Origin of the sequence: Pseudomonas sp. SLBN-26 (assembly GCF_006715895.1) — a bacterium.
GTDB lineage: Bacteria > Pseudomonadota > Gammaproteobacteria > Pseudomonadales > Pseudomonadaceae > Metapseudomonas > Metapseudomonas otitidis.
Window position 1 is genome coordinate 3,726,158 of sequence record NZ_VFOB01000001.1, and the last position, 13,240, is coordinate 3,739,397.

A 13,240-nucleotide genomic window follows, 5' to 3' on the forward strand; every position below is an offset into this window, starting at 1 on the left:
GGTTCATGACTCCTCGTCGGTCCAGTCGAACGTGCGCGTCAGCGGCTCACGCTGCCCCTCCACCCGCGCGCTCACCTCGATGCGACGTGGAACGAAGCCTTCCGGCAACTCCAGTTCGATGAAGCGCCCGGCATCGGGAATGGCCTGGAAATACTTGAATGAAAAAGGCACACCGCCCTTCGGCAGGTCCTTCGCCAGATCAGCCAGGAGCAAGGCCTTCTCCTTGTTCCCCTGGCGACCCAGGATGCGAATCGATAAAGCCCCGGCGAGCGCACGCTCGTCCTTGCCCACCCGGCTCAGCATCAGCCGCATGCGGTAGCGGGACGGCGTGTCCGTGCCGTGCACCTCCAGCGCGCGAATACGCAACCCATCCGCCTGGCGCTCGGGAGCCAGCACGCCCTTGTAGACCGCCAGCTCCTGCTGCAGGGCAAAAACCTGCTCCTCCATCATCTTGATGGCCTGCCGGCTCTGTTCATTGGCCTGCTGGCCCAGGCGCTCGCCACTCTCCAGCACCGCCTGGCGCTGACGCAGCTGCTCCAGTTCGCGGGTCTGCTCCTGGTTCTGCTGCAGCAACCGATCCCGCTGCTCGACCGCCTCGCGAGCATGCTCCGCCTGCTGCCAACCACCGGCGAAGAAGGAAGCCGGCAACGCCAGCACCAGCACACACAGCACCAGTCTCAGCAGACGTTCACGACGTGGATCACTGACACGGACTTCCCAACTGGCCATCAGCGGGCGCAGTCCAGGGATCGGAACAGGACAGAGAAGGCAAGAGCCATGCGAAACCACCTGGCCAGAGCGGCCCATTGCAAAGGCGCCGATGATAAAGCCCGATCCGCCATGGGCCAACCGCCGGGGTGACGCGCTGCCGCCTGAGCCTCTACTATCGGACCGATCTCACACAACGGACATTTTCCATGCTCTACCTCTGGCTCAAGGCCTTCCACATCATCGCCGTCGTCTGCTGGTTCGCCGGCCTCTTCTACCTGCCGCGCCTGTTCGTCTATCACGCCGCAGCGGAAGACCAACCCAGCCGAGAGCGCTTCTGCATCATGGAGCGCAAGCTCTACCGCGGCATCATGGGCCCCTCGATGATTGCCACCCTCCTGCTGGGCGGCGCGATGCTGTACCTCAACCCTGGCTGGTTCAGCCAGGGCTGGCTGCACGCCAAACTCACCCTCGTAGTGCTGCTGATCGGCTACCACCACGCCTGCGGCGCGATGCTCAAGCGCTTCGCCCGTGGCGAGAACGCCCGCAGCCATGTCTTCTACCGCTGGTTCAATGAAGTCCCAGTGCTCTTCCTGCTGGCCATCGTCATTCTGGTCGTGGTCAAACCCTTCTGATCCCATCCAAGAGGACCATCGGATGTCACTGCCCGCCCTGCTCGAGAATCGCCTGCGTCTGCCCCTCGTCACCGCTCCGATGTTCCTGGTCTCGGCACCGTCCATGGTCCTGGCCAGTTGCAACGCCGGTGTCGTCGGCAGCTTCCCCGCCCTGAACCAGCGCGAGAGCGCCGGCTTCGCCGCCTGGCTTGATGAAATCGCCGCTGGCCTGACAGCCGATGCGGCCCCCTACGCCGTCAACCTGATCGTCCACGGCAGCAACCCCCGCCTGCAGGCCGACCTGGCCATCTGCGTGGAGAAGAAGGTGCCCATCGTCATCACCAGCCTGGGCGCCGTGAAGGAGGTGGTGGACGCCGTGCACGGATACGGCGGCCTGGTGTTCCATGACGTCACCACCCGCCGCCATGCCGAAAAGGCTGCAGAAGCCGGTGTAGACGGGCTGATCGCCGTCGCAGCCGGCGCCGGTGGTCACGCCGGAACCTGGAGCCCCTTCGCACTGGTCGCCGAGATCCGCCAGTTCTTCGACAAGACCCTGCTCCTGGCAGGCTGCCTCAACCATGGCCACGAGATCCTCGCGGCCCAGCTCCTGGGAGCGGACCTCGCCTACCTGGGTACCCGCTTCATCGCCACCCAGGAAAGCCAGGCCAGCACCGCCTACAAGCAAATGCTGCTGGACGCACGGGCGGCCGACATCATCCACACCCCGGCCGTCTCGGGCGTCCCGGCCAGCTTCATGCGCCAGAGCCTGGAGGCCGCCGGATACGACCTCGCCCGACTGAACGACAAGGCGGATGTCAACTACGGCGAGAAGCTCAAGCCCGTGAGCGATGAAGCCAAGGCCTGGAAGACCGTCTGGTCGGCGGGCCAGGGCGTCGGAGACATCCACGACCTCCCCACCGTCGCCGAGCTGGTGGAGCGCCTCGACCGCGAATACCGCGCCGCCCTCCAGCACAGCGCACGCCTGGCCCAGCCCTACCTGGGATGAAGCGCCGTCAACTGCTCGCAGGCCTCGGTGCACTGGGCGCACTGGGGCTCTGGGCAGCGCGCCCTGCCGGCCAAGGCGCGCCTCATTCCCCCTACTTCGCACAATTGCAGGGGCTGCTGCGCCAACAGGGCGGCGGTGTGCCTCAACTGGTCATCGACCTCGACCGGCTCGACGCCAACGCAGACCTGCTGAGCAGCCGCCTCGGCGGCATGAAGCTGCGCCTGGTGAGCAAGTCGCTCGCCTCCACGGGCTTGCTCGACTATCTCTCCAAGCGCCTCGGCACCCGGCGCTTCATGGTCTTCCACCAGCCCCAGGCCAACCAGTTGGCCGAGGCATTCCCTGACAGCGACCTGCTGCTCGGCAAGCCACTGCCGGTCGCAGCCGCCCTGGCCTTCTACCAGCAGCTCGCCGCCAATGCGCCATTCGATCCGGATCGGCAGGTCACCTGGCTGGTGGACAGCCCGGAGCGCCTGGCGCAGTACCGTGACATGGCACTCGCCCTACAGCGTCCGCTGTCCATCGCCCTGGAGATCGACATCGGCTTGCGGCGCGGTGGGCACAGCTCGCCCGAGCGTCTCGCCGCCAGCCTCGCGCTCGTCGAGCACTCCCCCGAAGTGCTCAAGCTGCGCGGACTGATGGGTTACGACGCCCATGTGGCCCACGCCCCCTTCTGGATCGGAGACGCCTTCGACCAGGCCAATGCCCGCTACCGTGACTTCCTGGAACAGGCCACGCACGCCAGGAAGGCCTGGCCAGAAACACCGTTATTGAATGGTGCCGGTAGCCTCACCTGCATGCGCCATCTGACAGGCCCCAGCCCACTGAATGAGATCGCCGTAGGTTCGGCGCTGCTCAAGCCCTCGGACTTCGAGGCCGAGAGCCTCGGCGCCTACCAGGCCGCCTGCTGGATTGCCGCCCCCGTGCTCAAGGCAGGGAGCGGCACCCTGCCCTACCTCGAGGACGCCCAGCGCCTTGTGAGCGCATGGAACCCGAATCGCGGACAGGCCTTCTATCTATATGGTGGTGACTGGCAAGCCATCCCGGCCTCGCCGGCCGGGCTCGCCTACGACCCGCTCTATGGCCGCAGTGCCAACCAGGAGCGGCTGATCGGCTCGGCGGCCAATGGCCTGCAGCCCGATGACTGGGTGTTTCTCCGTCCGCAGGTATCCGAGGGCCTGCTGGCCCGGTTCGGCTCCATGAGCCTGTTGCGACGCGGTCGTCTCGTCGGACGCTGGAAACCCTTGCCCACAGCGTGAAGCCCCCCGCTTTTTCTAGCCTCCCCGGCTTGTAACCTGGGCGCCCCCACCAGTACGCTTTGCCATCCTCAACCCTACAGCCGACAAGGATGCCCGCATGTCCGACGCTCGCTACAAGATCGTATTCGAAGGTGAACTGATGCCCGGTGCGGCACTGGACTCGGTCAAGGAGAACCTCGCCCGCCTGTTCAAGAGCGACGCGGACAAGATCGACGCCCTGTTCAATGGTCGCCCCGTCGCCCTGAAGCGCGACCTCGAAGACGGCGAAGCGGACAAGTACCTGGCCGCCCTGCAACGTGCCGGTGCCAGTGTCCGCAAGGAACCGGACATCGCCGCCGGGCTGAGCCTGGTGGAGACCGAGGATCACCCCAACCCGGATGCCGCGCCCCAGGCAGCGGAAGACCAACCCGACATGACCTGCCCCAAGTGCGGCCATACGCAGCCCAAGGCCATCGAGTGCCAGGCCTGCGGCATCGTCATCGAGAAATTCCTGGCCCGCCAGGCCCAGCTCGCGGAGAGCACGCCGGCCGTGGTCGCACCGGGAACCGTCGCCGCATCTCCCTATGCCACACCCCAAGCCCAAGTCAGCGACTCCCTGCCGGAGTTCGGCGAGTTGCGCCCCTTCGGCGTTACCGGCCGCATCGGTCGGATGCGCTACATCGCCTGGTCGCTGGTCCTGATCATCGCAGCCCTGCCGGTCATGGGCCTCACCGCACTGCTGATGTCGCAGTTCCCGGTGTTCGGCGGCATTCTCTTCGCGCTGGAAATCATCGCCCTGGCCGTGGTCAGCGTGCAGTTCGGCGTCCAGCGCCTGCACGACATCGGCTGGTCGGGCTGGTTGTACCTGCTGAACTTCGTCCCCTTCGTAGGCTCGGTCTTCCCGCTGCTGATGATGGTGATTCCCGGCACCCAGGGTCCCAACCGCTACGGCCAGATCCAGCCGCCGAACAGCACCTCGGTGCTGGTCATGGCCTGGATTTCCATCGGCACCGGCATCCTCAGCGTCCTGGCCATCATCGGTGTGCTGATGTTCGCCGGTGTCGGCGCCCTCAGCGCCCTGGACTCCGACTTCTCCGACAGCAGCTACGAGATGCCGGCCGACGTGGACGGCAGCGACTATGCCGCCGCCCCCGCCGACGAGGCGGAGTACTCAGACGACCAGGCCGAGGAAGCCGAAGCACCGGCTGAACAGGACGACTACGAGTCGAACTGAGCAACCTCCCGGGGCCGGCGCTGTCCAACCCGGCCCCACCAGGAGATTCACGATGCCCCGCTATGCCCTCATCACCGGCGCCTCCAGCGGCCTGGGACTGGCCCTCGCAGAGGCCCTGGCTCGCCGGGGCCGCCACCTGATCCTGGTGGCTCGCCAGCGTGATGCGCTCGAGAGCATCGCCTATGAGCTGACCCAACGCTTTGGCGTCGAGGTCCTCTACCGCACCTGTGACCTCGCCGAACCCCTCCAGCTATCCGGCCTGCTGCATGAGCTCAACCAGGGCGGTCGCCAGATCGACCTGCTGGTCAACAACGCCGGCATCGGCAGTGCCGGCCTCTATGTCCAGCAACCGTGGGGCCATGAGCAGGAGCTGATCGAATTGAACATCCTCGCCCTGGCACGGCTCTGCCATGAGATCGGTGGCGCCATGGCCGGGCGGGGCGAAGGGCAGATCCTCAACGTCGCCTCCGTTGCCGGGTTCCAGCCCGGCGGCTGGATGAGCAACTACTACGCCAGCAAGGCCTACGTGCTGCACTTCTCCGAAGGCTTGCGCGAGGAGCTGAAGGGCCACGGAGTTAAGGTCTCCGTCCTCTGCCCCGGCCCCGTACGCACCGCCTTCTTCCGCCATGCCCGCATGGCCGGGGAGAAGCTGGAGGGCTCGCCCCTGCTGATGAGTGCGGAAGAAGTGGCGTTGTACACCGTACGCGCCCTGGAAAAGAACCGCGCCATCATCATCCCGGGCTGGCGCAACCGCCTGGCGGCAAAGGCAGCACGCTTCATGCCGCGCTGGCTGACACGTCGCCTCACTGCCCGCATCAATCGCCGCTTCGTGGCCGGCTGAACGCACCCGCTCAGTCCGCGCGCACGCAGCGACTGGCCGCCCAGCTTCGCAGGGCCGCCAACTCTTCCGACATGATCACCGACAACGGCGCCGTCCCCTGCAATTGCTGCAGGAGCAGCGCCTGGCTGACATCGCTTTGCGCTGCCTGGGCGGCGTAGTACATGCCCACGACGGCCTGCTCGATCTCGGCGCCGGAAAATCCATCGGACGCCGACGCCAGCGCCGGCAGGTCGAACAGGGCAAGGTCCATGCCCCGACGGGACAGGTGGATGCGGAAGATCTCCGCACGGGTCGCCGGGTCCGGCAGGTCGACGAAGAACAGCTCGTCGAAGCGCCCCTTGCGCACCAGCTCCGGCGGCAGGCGATGAATGGCGTTGGCGGTGGCGATCATGAAGACCGGCGCCTTGCGCTCGGACATCCAGGTCAGCAGCGTCCCGAGCACTCGCTGGCTCACGCCCCCGTCATGGTCACCGCTGGCCAGGCCCTTCTCGATCTCGTCCATCCACAGCACGCATGGCGCCATCTGCTCGGCGAGGCGCAGCGCCTCCCGCAGGTTGCGCTCGGTCTCGCCGAAGAACTTGTTGTACAGGCAGGCGAAGTCCAGGCGCAGCAGGGGCAGCCCCCAAAGGCCGGCGACCGCCTTGGCGGCCAGGCTCTTGCCGCCGCCCTGTACCCCCACCAGCAGCATGCCCTTTGGGCGGTCCTCGGCCTTGCCGTCGATGAAAGCCTCCTGGCGCTCACCGAGCCAGCGCTTGAGGCTGACCAGGCCGCCCACCTCGGCAAAGCGCGCCGTGTCGTATTCGAAACTGAGCACGCCCTCCAGATCCAGCAGCTGGAACTTGGTCTTGTTCAGTTCCGGCAGGTCTTCCTGGGTGATCGCGCCGTCATCACAGATCACATTGCGGGCCAGGGAGCGCGCCTCACCATGGCTGAGCCCCCGCAGGTTCTTCACCACCTGCTGGAGGGTGCGGTTGTCGGTGCGCACCCGGGCGCCACGGTTGCGCTCGCTCCAGCGGGTCGCCTCCTCCCGGACGATGGCCAGCAGCTCATCCTCGCTGGGCAACGCCAAAGTGAAGCGGGCGCTGTAGCGTTGTACCTCCGGCGGCAGGCGCAAGGCGTGGGACACCAGCACCAGGGTCGGGCGCTGGGGCGAGTCGGCCATGGCCACCTCCTTCAACAGCCGCACCAGCCGGGGGTTGTCCTCCAGGAACGGGTGCAGGTCGCACATCACATACAGGCTGGACTGAAGGTCGCCCTTGATCAGACGCAGCGCTTTCTCGGGGTCGACCGTCTCCTCGCCCCCCAGGGGCTCGCCGCCGAAGCCGAGACGCTGCAGGCCCTCGGTCACCGACCAGGTGAACAGGCTCATGCCCCGCTTGACCGCGAGGGTGGTGAGGGTCTCCAGCACGCGTTGCTCATCCCAGGACTCGATGACGATGAGCTTGACCTTGGAGTCGAGCACCAGGCCCAGGTCGTGGATGTCGTTCTTCACACAGGCTCCTTGTGGGGTTCCGCTGCTGGCCGGAGTCGATGGTCCGCCGCTAGACTCGGGCGATTCTTATATCAGCCCGGAGAATCCAGGTGGACTGTCTGTTCTGCAAAATCGTCGCTGGGCTGATCCCGGCGCGCACGTTGTACGAAGACGATCACATTGTCGCGTTCCATGACATCGGCCCACAGGCGCCGGTGCACTTCCTGGTCATCCCAAAGCGACACATCGAAACCCTCAACCACCTCACCGAGGACGACCGTGAGCTGGCCGGCCACATCCTGTTCACGGCACAGCGCCTGGCCCGGGAGCAGGGCTGCGAAGAAGGCTTCCGCGTGGTGATGAACTGCAACGAACTGGGCGGGCAGACGGTCTATCACATCCATATGCACGTGCTCGGACAGCGCCAGCTGGACTGGCCCCCGGGCTGAGCCTCGAGTCAGCGGGCAGCGCCGGAATGCGACTGATCCCGATCAAGCCCGGCGGGGAGCAATGGAGTAAACTCTCCGCCAGTTTTCGCCTGTCGAGGTGCCCCATGGCTACCGAACGTCACTACTCACCCGCCGACCGCCTGCTGCTGCAGGCCGATGCCGCCCTCAAGACACTCCTGCCGTTCAAGGGCCAGCCTTACCGCCCGTCGCCCGCCAACCTGCAGGACGATGCGCCGATGAACGAGGACGACACGCGCCACGTGGCCGGCCTGATGCGCATCAACCACACCGGTGAGGTCTGTGCCCAGGCGCTGTACCAGGGCCAGGCACTAACCGCCAAGCTGCCCGAGGTGCGCCAGGCGATGGAGCACGCCGCCGAGGAAGAGATCGACCACCTGGTCTGGTGCGAGCAGCGCATCCGTGAACTGGGCAGCCGCCCCAGCGTGCTCAACCCGCTGTTCTATGGCTTGTCGTTCGGTGTGGGTGCCATGGCCGGCCTGATCAGCGACCGCGTGAGCCTGGGCTTCGTCGCGGCCACCGAGGACCAGGTCTGCAAGCACCTGGACGAGCACCTGCACCAGATCCCGCCGCAGGACGCCAAAAGCCGCGCCATCCTCGAACAGATGCGGGTCGACGAGGAGCACCACTCCACCACCGCCCTGGAAGCCGGCGGCCTGCGCTTCCCCGCCCCGGTGAAGTTCGGCATGACACTGCTGTCCAAGGTGATGACCAAGAGCACTTACCGGATCTGATCCGGGCACAGCACACGAAAACAAAAGGGCGCCATTCGGCGCCCTTTGTCATTCCAGCTCGCAGCCCTCAGCGGGGCATGTTGCGGGCATAGAAGATTTCCAGCATCTCGTGGCGCACGCGCTCTTCCACCTGCTGGCGCTGTTCAGCGGTCAGGTTGGAGGTGGCATCGCCGAACAGGTAGTTATCCAGTTCGAAGTCCTTGAGCAGCATCTTCGTGTGGAACAGGTTCTCCTGGTACACATTCACGTCGGTCATCTGGTACGCGTCGCGGGTGTCGTCGGACAGGTAGTTCTGGATCGAGTTGATCTCGTGGTCGATGAAGTGCTTGCGCCCTTCCACGTCACGGGTAAAGCCACGCACGCGATAGTCGACGGTGACGATGTCGGAGTCGAACTGGTGAATGAGGTAGTTCAGGGCCTTGAGCGGCGAAATCACGCCGCAGGTGGACACGTCGATGTCCACTCGGAAGGTCGCGATGCCTTCCACCGGATGGATCTCCGGGTAGGTGTGAACGGTGATGTGGCTCTTGTCCAGGTGGGCCAGGATCGTCTCGGGCAACGGGCCGGGGGATTCCTCGATCTGGCTGTCGGTGGGCGTCACCGGCTGCTCGGAAATGAGGATGGTGACGCTCGCACCCTGGGGATCGTAATCCTGCCGGGCGATGTTGAGGATGTTGGCACCGATGATATCGACCACGTCGGTGAGGATCTGGGTCAGGCGCTCGGCGTCGTACTCTTCGTCGATGTACTGGACGTAGGCCTGCTGGTCCTCGGGGGTTTCCGCGTAGCAGATGTCATAGATGTTGAAGCTCAAGGTCTTCGTCAGGTTGTTGAACCCGTGGAGCTTGAGTTTGCTTTTCACCGTTTGTGAACTCTCGTCGTGTGCGGCTCTGCCGCGTGGTTGAGCATGCCCGTCAGAAGCGCACGACACTTCTGCGTAGGACGGTTTACACCTCTTCGCGATGGCGATTGTGGTTATCGGTTCTGGGGCAGAAGGCCCCTGGAATTCGAGGGGGCGCATTATGCAGATGACGAAAGCCATCTACCAGAGTTTGCGCCCCCAATATGATGATCGGATGTCGATGGCTCAGCCGAGTTCGACGATCTCGTAGTCGTGGGTGATCTCGACGCCCGCCCGCCCCAGCATGATGGAGGCGGAGCAGTACTTCTCGGCGGACAGCTCGACGGCCCGCTTGACCTGGGCTTCCTTGAGGCCGCGCCCTTTCACCACGAAGTGCACGTGGATCTTGGTGAACACCTTCGGGTCCTCGTCGGCACGCTCGGCTTCGAGGAACGCCTCGCAACTTTCCACCGGCTGGCGCGACTTCTTGAGGATGCTCACCACGTCGAAGTTGGTGCAGCCGCCCAGCCCCAGCAGGAGCATCTCCATCGGCCGCACGCCGAGGTTGCGGCCACCGCTTTCCGGCGGGCCATCCATCACCACCGCATGGCCGCTGCCGGACTCGCCGAGGAACAGGGCCTCGCCCGCCCACTGGATACGCGCTTTCATCACCAGACTCCAGGCTCTGAGAAAAAGGGGCGCCAGCTTATCACAGCGCCTGGCGGCACCCCGGCGTCACATACGCTGGTCGAATAGTTCCCCGGCAGTTGTTATCTGCGTCTCAAAATCGGCTCACCGGTCACGGTGCGTCTGTTAAGCTGACGTCGGATAACTGGCACACTTAGCCAGATAACTAATAAGAAAGTGCCTGTTGGACAAGGGCTTATCTATTTATATTTCGGGACTCGGGCATGGTAGCTATTACCCTCACTCCAAAGATCAAGAACCTCGACAAGCTTCTCGCGCATTGTCACCGCCGCCGTTACACCGCCAAGAGCACCATCATCTATGCGGGCGACCGCTGTGAAACGCTCTTCTTCATCATCAAGGGCTCCGTCACCATCCTGATCGAGGACGACGACGGCCGTGAAATGATCATCGCCTACCTCAATGCCGGGGACTTCTTCGGCGAGATGGGCCTGTTCGAAAAGGAAGGCGCCGAGAAAGAGCGCAGCGCCTGGGTCCGCGCCAAGACCGAGTGCGAAGTAGCCGAGCTCAGCTACGCCAAGTTCCGCGAACTGACGCAACAGGACCCGGAAATCCTCTACGCCCTGGGCAGCCAGATGGCTGACCGCCTGCGCAACACCACCCGCAAGGTGGGTGACCTGGCCTTCCTCGACGTGACCGGCCGTGTCGCTCGCACCCTGCTGGACCTGTGCAAGCAGCCCGATGCCATGACTCACCCGGACGGCATGCAGATCAAGATCACCCGTCAGGAAATCGGCCGCATCGTCGGCTGCTCCCGCGAGATGGTCGGCCGCGTGCTCAAGAGCCTGGAGGAACAGGGCCTGGTGCACGTCAAGGGCAAGACCATGGTGGTCTTCGGGACCCGCTGAGACGCGCATATGAAAAAGCCGGCAGGACGCCGGCTTTTCCATGTGCACATCGATCAGTTCGGGTCGGCGCTCAGCTTGACCCGCCCACGCTCCGGGAAGAACAGCCGACGCAATTCGGTCCCGGGCTCCTCGGCACGCATGAACGCCTCGCCCACGAGGAAGGCATAGACCTCGCTGACTTCCATCAGCTCGACATCCGCCCGGTTGAGAATCCCACTCTCGGTGACGACGATGCGGTCGCGCGGTATGCGCGGCAGCAGGTCCAGGGTGGTCTCAAGGCTCACGTCAAAGGTGTGCAGGTTGCGGTTGTTGATGCCCACCAGCGGCGTATCCAGGGTCTTCAGTGCCCGCTCCAGCTCATCGCCATCGTGCACTTCCACCAGCACATCCAGCCCCACGTCCTTCGCCGTGGCAGCCAGCTCCGCCATCTGCAGGTCGGACAACGCCGCAGCGATCAGCAGGACGCAATCGGCCCCCAACGCACGGGCCTCGACGACCTGATAGGGGTCGATGAGGAAGTCCTTGCGGATCACCGGCAGCGAGCAGGCCGCCCGGGCTTCCTTCAGGTACTCGTCGGCACCCAGGAAGAAATCCACATCGGTGAGCACCGACAGGCAGGTGGCGCCACCGTCCTGGTAGCTGCGGGCGATCTGCGCGGGCACGAAATTCTCGCGGATGACGCCCTTGCTCGGGGACGCCTTCTTCACCTCGGCAATGACCGCTGGCTCGCGCCGCGCCACCTTGTCCTGCAAGGCCCGGGCGAACCCGCGCGGTGCGTCGGCCGAACGGGCCAGCGCTTCCAGTTGGCTCAGCGACGTGCGGGCACGCCGCTCGGCGACTTCCTCGGCCTTGCGGGCGAGGATCTTTTCTAGGACGGTCGGGACGCTCACGCTTCGTTCTCCACTCGGAACACCGCGGTGAAGGAGGCCAGCTCCTCCAGCTTCTCGCGGGCAAGGCCGGTGTGCAGGGCATCGTGGGCCAACTGCACACCCTCTTTGAAGGTGCTCGCATGGTCCGCCGCATAAAGCGCGGCGCCAGCGTTGAGCACGATCATCTCTGCGGCCTTCTGGCCGTTCTCGGTCTTGCGACGCCCCAGGGCATCGCGGATCAGTTCAAGGGACTGCTGCGGGCTGTCCACAGTCAGGCCGATCAGGCTCTGGCTCTTGATGCCGAAGTCCTCCGGCTGCACCTGGTATTCGGTGACAACACCGTCCTTCAGCTCGGCCACATGGGTCGGCGCCGCCAGGCTCAGTTCGTCCAGCCCGTCCTTGGAATGCACCACCAGGATGTGCTGGCTGCCCAGGCGCTTGAGCACCTCGGCCAGCGGCCGGCACAGCGCCTGGCTGAACACCCCCACCACCTGGTGCTTCACCCCGGCCGGATTCGTAAGCGGGCCGAGCATGTTGAACAGCGTGCGCAGCCCCAACTCGCGGCGCGGGCCGGCGGCGTACTTCATCGCCTTGTGGTGGACCTGGGCGAACATGAAGCCGACGCCTACATGCTCGATGCAGCGGGCCACCTGTTCGGGCTTCAGGTCCAGGTAGATGCCGGCGGCCTCCAGCACGTCGGCGCTGCCGGTCTTGCCGGACACCGCGCGGTTGCCGTGCTTGGCCACCTTGCCCCCTGCCGCCGCGACCACGAAGGTCGCCGCCGAAGACACGTTGAAGATATTGGCGCCATCGCCGCCGGTGCCGACCACGTCCACCACGCGATCCAGGCTCGACAGTTCCACACGGCTGGCCAGCTCACGCATCACCGACACGGCCCCGACGATCTCGTCGATGGTCTCGCTCTTCATGCGCATGCCCATCAGGAAGGCACCGATCTGCGCGTCGGTGCACTGCCCGGTCATGATCTGGCGCATCACCGCCTGCATTTCCTCGGTGGTCAGGTCCAGTTGGTTGACCACGCGGCCGAGGGCTTCCTTGATGTCCATGTCAGCGTACCCCGCCCTGTTGCTTGAGGAAGTTGGCGAACAGCTCGTGCCCCTGCTCGGTGAGTATGGACTCCGGATGGAACTGCACACCCTCGATGTTCAGGGTCTTGTGGCGCAGCCCCATGATCTCGTCCACCGAACCGTCTTCGTGCTGGGTCCAGGCGGTCACCTCCAGGCACTCCGGCAGGGTTTCGCGCTTGACCACCAGCGAGTGGTAGCGGGTCACCGTGAGCGGATTGTTCAGGCCCTGGAACACGCCCTGGTCATGGTGGAAGACCGGGCTGGTCTTGCCGTGCATCGCCTGGCGCGCCCGCACCACATCGCCGCCGAAGGCCTGGCCGATGCTCTGGTGGCCCAGGCACACGCCCAGGATCGGCAGCTTGCCGGCGAAATGCAGGATGGCCTCCAGCGACACGCCCGCCTCGGTAGGGGTGCACGGGCCCGGGGAGACGACGATGCGCTCGGGCTTGAGCGCCTCGATCTGAGCGATGCTCAGCTCGTCATTGCGGATCACATGGACATCGGCACCCAGCTCGCCCAGGTACTGCACCACGTTGTAGGTAAAGGAGTCGTAGTTATCGATCATCAGCAACATGG

General features: G+C 65.1%; 15 protein-coding genes. 8 read left to right on the forward strand and 7 right to left on the reverse strand.

All coding sequences use genetic code 11. The annotated features are described in order from the left end of the window. Positions 1-3 precede the first annotated feature (3 nt). Positions 4-729 carry a DUF6776 family protein gene (locus tag FBY21_RS17225; protein WP_253543743.1) on the reverse strand — a complete coding sequence of 242 codons (726 nt, stop codon included), beginning with the start codon at positions 727-729 and terminating at the stop codon, positions 4-6. 188 nt (positions 730-917) lie between these two features. On the opposite strand from FBY21_RS17225, the gene hemJ reads away from it, so the two are divergent. The 5 genes from hemJ (at position 918) to FBY21_RS17250 (ending at position 5,638) form a co-directional block, all read left to right on the forward strand. Beyond that, the gene (gene hemJ / locus FBY21_RS17230) at positions 918-1,343 is read left to right on the forward strand and encodes a protoporphyrinogen oxidase HemJ (RefSeq protein ID WP_107330073.1); all 426 of its coding nucleotides are present in this window, start codon (positions 918-920) and stop codon (positions 1,341-1,343) included. Between the two features lie 22 nt (positions 1,344-1,365). Further along, entirely contained in the window at positions 1,366-2,328 is a 963-nt protein-coding gene (locus FBY21_RS17235; RefSeq protein ID WP_142012525.1) for an NAD(P)H-dependent flavin oxidoreductase, read from the forward strand. Continuing rightward, positions 2,325-3,584, forward strand: coding sequence for an alanine racemase (locus FBY21_RS17240; RefSeq protein ID WP_142012527.1), 1,260 nt, complete (start codon positions 2,325-2,327; stop codon positions 3,582-3,584). Before FBY21_RS17235 ends, FBY21_RS17240 begins: the two co-directional genes overlap by 4 nt. Before the next feature lie 97 nt (positions 3,585-3,681). Beyond that, positions 3,682-4,797, forward strand: a complete 1,116-nt coding sequence (locus FBY21_RS17245) for a DUF805 domain-containing protein (RefSeq protein ID WP_142012529.1) — start codon at positions 3,682-3,684, stop codon at positions 4,795-4,797. A 52-nt stretch (positions 4,798-4,849) separates the two neighbouring features. After that, positions 4,850-5,638 carry an SDR family NAD(P)-dependent oxidoreductase gene (locus FBY21_RS17250; protein ID WP_074967506.1) on the forward strand — a complete coding sequence of 263 codons (789 nt, stop codon included), beginning with the start codon at positions 4,850-4,852 and terminating at the stop codon, positions 5,636-5,638. Between the two features lie 10 nt (positions 5,639-5,648). Here FBY21_RS17250 and FBY21_RS17255 read toward each other — a convergent pair whose 3' ends face one another. Further along, positions 5,649-7,130, reverse strand: a complete 1,482-nt coding sequence (locus FBY21_RS17255) for an AAA family ATPase (protein ID WP_142012531.1) — start codon at positions 7,128-7,130, stop codon at positions 5,649-5,651. Positions 7,131-7,219: 89 nt separating this feature from the next. Here FBY21_RS17255 and FBY21_RS17260 point away from each other — a divergent pair, with 89 nt between their 5' ends. After that, positions 7,220-7,558 (forward strand): histidine triad nucleotide-binding protein, encoded by a 339-nt coding sequence (locus FBY21_RS17260; RefSeq protein ID WP_142012533.1) that lies wholly within the window; start codon positions 7,220-7,222, stop codon positions 7,556-7,558. A 104-nt stretch (positions 7,559-7,662) separates the two neighbouring features. After that, positions 7,663-8,310, forward strand: a complete 648-nt coding sequence (coq7, locus tag FBY21_RS17265) for a 2-polyprenyl-3-methyl-6-methoxy-1,4-benzoquinone monooxygenase (RefSeq protein ID WP_044405720.1) — start codon at positions 7,663-7,665, stop codon at positions 8,308-8,310. 67 nt (positions 8,311-8,377) lie between these two features. On the opposite strand, the gene speD is transcribed toward coq7, so the two are convergent. Both speD and FBY21_RS17275 read right to left on the reverse strand, forming a co-directional pair. Then, entirely contained in the window at positions 8,378-9,172 is a 795-nt protein-coding gene (gene speD / locus FBY21_RS17270; RefSeq protein ID WP_044405718.1) for an adenosylmethionine decarboxylase, read from the reverse strand. A 225-nt stretch (positions 9,173-9,397) separates the two neighbouring features. Further along, complete coding sequence (locus FBY21_RS17275) at positions 9,398-9,820, reverse strand: OsmC family protein (protein ID WP_074967502.1); 423 nt, start codon at positions 9,818-9,820, stop codon at positions 9,398-9,400. Positions 9,821-10,062: 242 nt separating this feature from the next. On the opposite strand from FBY21_RS17275, the gene crp reads away from it, so the two are divergent. Beyond that, entirely contained in the window at positions 10,063-10,707 is a 645-nt protein-coding gene (gene crp, locus FBY21_RS17280; protein WP_044405715.1) for a cAMP-activated global transcriptional regulator CRP, read from the forward strand. A gap of 53 nt (positions 10,708-10,760) precedes the next feature. Here the strand turns inward: crp and trpC are convergent, their stop codons facing one another. From trpC to FBY21_RS17295, 3 genes are read right to left on the reverse strand one after another with little or no spacing between them, the layout of a single operon-like run. After that, positions 10,761-11,597 (reverse strand): indole-3-glycerol phosphate synthase TrpC, encoded by an 837-nt coding sequence (gene trpC, locus FBY21_RS17285; RefSeq protein WP_044405713.1) that lies wholly within the window; start codon positions 11,595-11,597, stop codon positions 10,761-10,763. Then, the gene (gene trpD / locus FBY21_RS17290; RefSeq protein ID WP_044405711.1) at positions 11,594-12,643 is read right to left on the reverse strand and encodes an anthranilate phosphoribosyltransferase; all 1,050 of its coding nucleotides are present in this window, start codon (positions 12,641-12,643) and stop codon (positions 11,594-11,596) included. The genes trpC and trpD overlap by 4 nt, the downstream gene beginning before the upstream one ends. Position 12,644: 1 nt before the next feature. Beyond that, on the reverse strand, positions 12,645-13,238 hold the full coding sequence (locus tag FBY21_RS17295) for an aminodeoxychorismate/anthranilate synthase component II (RefSeq protein ID WP_069562499.1): 594 nt from the start codon (positions 13,236-13,238) through the stop codon (positions 12,645-12,647). Positions 13,239-13,240 lie beyond the last annotated feature (2 nt).